This is a genomic window from Paenibacillus sp. Soil787, from assembly GCF_001429545.1.
Classification (GTDB): Bacteria; Bacillota; Bacilli; order Paenibacillales; family NBRC-103111; genus Paenibacillus_E.
Map to the genome: position 1 here is coordinate 468,487 of NZ_LMSP01000023.1, position 6,888 is coordinate 475,374.

Sequence of the window (6,888 nt, forward strand, 5' to 3'; positions counted from 1 at the left end):
TTGCATTATTGAGAATGTTTTCATTTTGTTAATCTACTTCGTGTCAATCGTTAACTGTCCTTGTGCAAGGATACTATCACTCACAACCGAAGTTTTTGGACCATTAATGTTCAGCAAGAAACTCGGCGCAAAGGTAGATTTGTGGTCTGCAAATAAACCTCTGTTTGTCATGTAACTTGTGATAACCACATTTTTACCGTCAGCTTGCGGTACTGCAAAGTGAGAATAAGTCCAAGTAAGTTCTTTAGGGTCAAGATTCATGTTTAATACAAGTCCGCTGTCATTTAACGGTTTGTATGTTCCTGTTAAGGAATCGGACACATAGCCTAACATGTAGACATCATTCCCGCCGATTCCATCCATCGTCATTTTAGATCCCCTGGAATCTGTGAACAAATACCATTTGCCATTCATTTTAAATACGTTGGCACGTTCGATTTCATCTGTTACTGTATTCGATGCAATTAACGGTTTCATGACTTTTTTCAACGTATAATCGTCGTTCAATTCAATAATACCCAATGCGCCGTTCGCTAACTCAGCAGCACGTTTTTTAGGACCTTGCAGCAATTTATTTTTTTCATCCTGGAAGAATTTCGTGCTTCCGCCGTAGAAAGCTTTGTTGAAGAGCGATGCCTCTCCTTGATAACCAACTTCCGTTCCTGTGTTGGCTTCGAAAACAAGGTATTTATGACCATTGTCTTCCACATAGTGAGGGTCTCTTAAAGTATGGTTATCGCCTTCATCCGTTTGACCTTGCATAACATTTTGATAGATTTTGCCGTCTCCGCCATCAAAAATCGATTTGAGATCCTCAACACCATCAATTTTCAGCGTACTTTTATCAGGCTGAGATACATTAACTTGGGTCGTTGTTAAGGTTTGTTTACCATAAAACCCGTGATTGGGATCCCAACCCTGACGGTCTGTATAGAATAAGCGAACTTTTCCATCCGATGTTAAGGTTGCGGAGCCTGACCATTCTTCTGCTTGATATTTGAGAAAAGGATCGTTAGGAACGAATTTATCGCTATCCTTTAATACTCTTCCAGCATTTTTCCAGCTATCAATAGAAGTATCGCCTACTTTTTGATAAAACATGTAGACAAATGTGTCCCATCCTCTTTTAGGATCTCCTGCTAAAGCAAAAACGATATTGTAGCCATTATAATTGGCTACTGTTCCATCAGCGTTTTGCAGCGGCCAGCTATCCCAAACATCGATATCGATCAAGTTGCCCTGCTCATCATAACCTTTTGCAGAAGGAATGTTTTTGATTGTTGATGCATCGAATTGAGGTGCTTGAAATTGTGTACTCTTTTGTTGTTCAGGTATTTTCAGCATATCGGAGCGAGTAATGTGGGAAAAACCATAATCTTCTTTATAATCCATATTGCCTTTTTCTTTCGCAAATGCTTGAGCACCGCCCCCTACCAGCATTGCTGTAGTCAAGCTTACTGTTGTTGCCCGTTTAACAAATTTTTTGATGTTCATAATCTTACAACTCCTGTTCTATTGTATGTTTTTTTCTCTCCACAATTTATAGTTTAAAGCAAAGGAAACTTTAAGAACATGTCGTACATTGATAGATTTACAGGCTTATATTGATTCAACTGGACGAGCTTCCCAAAGCACAAAATAACCCTTTCCGCATCGATACTAAGCATCAGAGGCGAAAGGGTTATGAATCTAAAATGTGTGCTAGCCAATTATTTCTGCTCAGCTTTTTTCCAGGATTTCTGGAGCTCCTGCAGTAATTGATCGCGGTTAAGCTGTTTTCCTACATAAGCTTGCATAGCATAGCCGAACTCTTCTCTTGCCCTTGAAGGAAATTTAAACCAGTTCCAGGACAACGTTTTCTGCTCCTTTGAGTAACGAATAATATCGTCCACGAGCGGTCCAGAACGGTCCGTCTCAATATTTTTAAATGCAGAAATAAAATGGAATTGTTCCTTCATAAACGTTTTGCCTTGTTCCGATGAAACCATCCAGTTTAAAAATTTCTTTGCTTCTTTCTTTTTCTCCGGCGAAGATTCTTTATTTACAACCCAGTTATTGGATACTCCCACCGGTAAGGCATCGTTTCTGGCATCATCATTAATCGGAATGGGCAAAAAACCAATATTCATATTCGGCGTTATTTGATCAATCTTAGATTGAGCCCAATTCCCTTGTTTAAGGATCGCCGATTGGCCGGTTGCAAACAAAGCGACTTCGGTATTATAGTCGGTTGTCAGATAATCTTTATTGCCGTATTGAACGGTCAAATCCAGCATTCGAGTCAGATCTTCGAACTTTCTGTTCCCTTCGATGGATTGCGTCCCGTCGTTCAAAGCTTGAATAAAAGCGTCCGGGTCATCCATCTGGGCAAAAGCAATATTCAACATGAGAATGAAAAACCAACTATCTGAATATCCGACTGCAAAAGGGGTAATACCAGCGGAATGCAGCTTTTCCGCTGCTGCCTTTAAATCGGTAAGCGTTTTTGGCAGTTTATCGATACCGGCTTTGGCGAATAAATCCTTATTATAGATAAAGCCGTAGCCTTCCAAATTTACAGGCATCCCGTAAATTTTCCCGTCCATCTTCATCGGCTCAAGGGCCTCATCAACCACATTTTTCACCCACGGCTGATCGGACAAATCCTCCAAATACCTTTTCCAGACTACCGCTTCTTCATAACCGCCGTTAGGAAAGATATCGGGACCTTTATTTGCTGCAAATCTTGCTTTCAATTCGGCAAGGTAGTTTGCCCCTCCGCCAAAGGTTAAAATATTCATCTCAACATGCGGATTTTCTTTCTCGTATTCCTTTACCATCTGCTCAAACTCCGTGGAAATTTCCACTTTGGGATTCAGTACCTCCAAAGTGATGTTCTGGTCAGCACTCCTTGTATCCATTTCCTTCACCGAACGATTGTCCGCCCCGCAAGCAGAAAGCGAAAGGGTTAGCAACCCGGCTAACATGCATTGAAAAACCTTGATTTTCATGATTCCCCCTCGTTACATTTACAACTTTTATGAACCAATCCCAATTCCGTTATTTCCCGATTTCCCTCCTTATTCCGATATTCAAGAGGCGTCATGCCAACAATTCGTTTAAACAATTTCGAAAAATAAGTTTCATCCTGGTACCCGAGCTTTAACGCAATCGAGTACATTTTCTCGTCCGTTTGGCTTAACCATTGTTTGGCTTGTTTTATTCTTAATTGAATAACGTAGTTGGAGAGGGTCATCCCTTTTTCTTGCTTGAATCGCCTGGAGATATGTTCGCGGCTCAGGAAGAACCGGGTTGACAGTTTGTCCAAACTTAACTCTTGCATATAATGTTCACTTACAAAAGCAACAATGTCATGCATGCGCCTGGCATCATCCAAATCCGTCAAACGATGTATGGCTCTGAAGTTTTGCTCAGCCATTGCCCTTTGCGCAGATTGAAAAGATTGCGGGAGTTCTTTAAGCGATGTCAGTGGGAGGCCGCTAACCAGACGAAGGGGAATATCTATGTGCTGTGTAATCCATTCCTCTATAGGGAAGAATTGGCCGCGAACAGAAAGGATCACACAGACATTAGGGTCGTTCTGAAGAGCATAGGCATTTCCCCATTCCCGAGTAACCAGTTCATCCGTCAAATGCTGGAGGTAGGGCTCCGAATGATGGGTTTGGTAAAAATAAATCAAGGTAAGATCATATGCGTCCGCTTGCGGAAGAGACATGGCAATTTCGCCCGGATCAAAAAGTTCCCCGTTACATGCCGAGGTAACCCCCCTGTTTAAGAGAAGCTTCTTGGCCTCTTCATAGACGCCCGGCTCTACATGGCTGCGTTCTTCCTCTTCTTTTTTCCAGGTTTCTACCGCTCTCGCAAGTGTTTCGTTTAGCATTTCTTTTTCGATAGGCTTCAACAAATAATCGAAGCTGCCGTGCTTAATCGCTTTACGCATGAAGGAATAGTCGTCAAACCCTGTAATCAAAATCACTTTTCCAGGATAGGAATTGGCATCCAACCACTCGATCAACTCAATCCCGTTCTTTTTGGGCATTTTCACGTCAGTCATGATGATTTCCGGACTCTCCAGATCAATCAACGCTTTTGCCTCTTCACCATTTCTCGCTTCCAAAATGTCGGTAATCCCATGTTTCTGCCACTGTCCCATAAAACGAATAATTTTCCTCACATTGGACTCATCATCCACGATAAGAGCTTTCATTACGTCAATCCTCCTTGAGGTAGAGCGGAATCACCAGCTGAACGGAAAACCCTTGTCCCTGCATCGAATCAAGCAGGATTCCTGCTGTCGTATCATAATGAAGTACCAAGCGGTCATGAATGTTTTTCAAGCCGATATGCTGGAGCGAATAGTTTCCTTCGTATACTGGCGTGTAGACTTTATTCTTTAAAGCGGTCATCTCATCATTCGTCAAACTGTGGCCGTTATTTTCTACAACCAGATTCAAATATTCACCTCGCAATTCACCGTAAATACGCAAGTGGGCTTGTTCGAACCCCTCTTCATAACAGTGTTTAAAGAAGTTTTCAACGAGCGGCTGCAAAATCATACTCGGAACAGAAATACCAACAATTTCCTTGGGTATGTCGATGGAATAGCTGAAATCAGTTTGAAAACGCTCCTCTTGAAGGTTCAAATACGCTCTTACATAATCCACCTCACTCCGAACTGTGGCCTGTTGATCCACACGAATGGCGTACCGCATCATTTTGGATAAGGAAACTACCAATTCGTATACTCTGGGAGATTCGCTCAATAAGGCAACCGCTCCAATAGATTGTAGGGAGTTGTATAAAAAGTGAGGATTAATCTGGGACTTTAGCGCTCTGTGCTGATTCTTCCTGTTCTCAATCTCCAGCTTGTACTCACGGTCGATGTGACGATTGATCCGGTTCATCATGTCCTTGATATGCCTCTCCAGATTACCGATTTCATCTTCCCTCTTATCGTCAAATGGAGCATTCATGTTCCCGCCTTCAATGCTCAGCACTTTCCGGCTAAGCAGCTTGATCGGACGAGTAATCTTGTATGATATGATGGCTATCATGATTAAGCCCAGAACTCCCACGATTACACCGACGATGATGTTCTTGTAGGCGGTTTTCCTCACGTCATTAAATAAGAATTTGCTTGAGGTTATCTTAACCAAGTGCCATTGATTTAACGGTTCCGACAACGTTTTGGAAAAGATAATATCGCCATTCGAAAACTGTGCGCCTGCAGCCGACTGACTGATTTTCTTTTGTAATTCTTCTGGAATGGCCTTGCCAATCATGGCTGCATCACTTGCATAGATGACATGACCATCCGAATCGGAAAGCAATACGGATTCTTTCTCTTTCTGGATAAAATGATTTGAGATGCGAGCAAATTTGTCCAAATCGATGTCTATCGTGATGATGCCGAGAAATTCTTTCGAAAGGGCGTCCAAGATTTTGTGATGGATCGTCAATACCATCGTTTTGTCTGAAGGGGGCATAATTGCTGTATTGTTATAATTTTCAATCTGATGAGGCGGTTCGATTAAAAAGTTCGAATCCGAGTTTAATAGTTTCTGAATAGCGGCATTTTTCAATAAATCCGGCTGCCTCTTGCGGGCGCTAATCATCGAATTATAAACCGTAAACGAGTTTTTTCCTTCCTCGATGTAAAACCGAACCTGCCTAATTTCATTCCTCATCAGATAAAAGGTTGTCATGCCTTTATTAATTTCAAGCTGGTTGAAATAAAGGGACCTTTCGAAGCCTTTTTCGAAAATCATGAACAAGTCGGGATTTCGGTATAAAATATACGGAAGATTAACGATGTCTTCAAAGTATTGCTCCAGGTCTTCGGACGCCTGCCCAATTTGCTCGCGGCTGTTCTCAAGCTCATGCCGTTCCACATTCTCTTTCGTTTGACTATAAATCAATAGCATGGACAGAAAATACGGTAGGATAATAAAAACAAGCAGCATGATCAATAAACGGCTTTGAATGCTTTTCACAAAAGGTACTCCTTTTATTAAAAATCACCTTACTATTATTCTAACCTCTTAGCATTGTGATTTGTTTCTCCAATATCTGTAAAGTATTCGGTCTTTGACGAAAAAATCAGTCCGTAGAAATGTTTCAAGAACAAAGTCACCCTACGCGGAACGAGGAGCCGTTATTTCGGTGGTTATGTCGATGCGGGACCCGCACGCGGAACGTAGGGGCTCTATTTTGGCGTTTTAACGGTTTTCCACCTCGAAAGCGGGAAATAAAGGCTCCTCGTTCCGCGAAAACGTGAATTACGTTGTTTTGAGAAAAATAAAGCTTCTACGTTCCGCTAAATCTGGTGATGCCGGTACGTGTTGATTTTGGGAAACAGATATAAGAGAATATGTTTACAGGTGGATGAACAATTCTTGACTTCCGTCTATAGATCCGGTACACCAACGGCCAGGCAGCAGCTCATCCAGTCGTGCCAAATTTCTTGTAATCGCCCATCGAATCAGCAGCAAGCAGCGTATTTTGAGCCGCTAACGCTGTATCCACGACAGCGATTTGATAAAATTCGGGGCTCTCCAGCATCGACTTTATCCACCCGTACCTCAGTTACATGATGTTGTAAAAAGTACAACAATTGCTGCCTAAATCTCGCTCCTCTCCCTTCGTGAATGACTCTAAAATCGGAAACTTACCTTTCTACTTTGCTTATATGCTAAATAAGGATAAACGACTCCGTCGTCCTTTTGGGGCGAGCACGTTTGTCAAGACTTATGACGCGAAGTGTAATAAAAATTTATACTTTCTGCCCTGAAAATTAAAAATTTTCATTCATCAGTGGTGCCGCAACGCGGCATGTCGAGGAGAACTATTATTCAAGAGCCAAAATAACTGCGAAAGTGCAGGTATTTT

General features: G+C 42.0%; 4 protein-coding genes. All 4 read right to left on the minus strand.

Annotation, left to right across the window (positions count from 1 at the left end; translation table 11 throughout):
- Window positions 1-33: 33 nt before the first annotated feature.
- The 4 genes from ASG93_RS21610 to ASG93_RS21625 all read right to left on the minus strand — a co-directional run bounded on the left by ASG93_RS21610 (window position 34) and on the right by ASG93_RS21625 (window position 5,993).
- Window positions 34-1,494, minus strand: coding sequence for a glycoside hydrolase family 68 protein (locus ASG93_RS21610; protein ID WP_056835087.1), 1,461 nt, complete (start codon window positions 1,492-1,494; stop codon window positions 34-36).
- 215 nt (window positions 1,495-1,709) lie between these two features.
- A complete protein-coding gene (locus ASG93_RS21615; protein ID WP_056835089.1) occupies window positions 1,710-2,990 on the minus strand; it encodes an ABC transporter substrate-binding protein in 1,281 nt (426 codons plus the stop codon).
- The gene (locus tag ASG93_RS21620; protein ID WP_056835090.1) at window positions 2,987-4,207 is read right to left on the minus strand and encodes a helix-turn-helix domain-containing protein; all 1,221 of its coding nucleotides are present in this window, start codon (window positions 4,205-4,207) and stop codon (window positions 2,987-2,989) included. Before ASG93_RS21620 ends, ASG93_RS21615 begins: the two co-directional genes overlap by 4 nt.
- A 4-nt stretch (window positions 4,208-4,211) precedes the next feature.
- Window positions 4,212-5,993, minus strand: a complete 1,782-nt coding sequence (locus tag ASG93_RS21625) for a sensor histidine kinase (RefSeq protein WP_056835093.1) — start codon at window positions 5,991-5,993, stop codon at window positions 4,212-4,214.
- Between the last annotated feature and the right edge of the window lie 895 nt (window positions 5,994-6,888).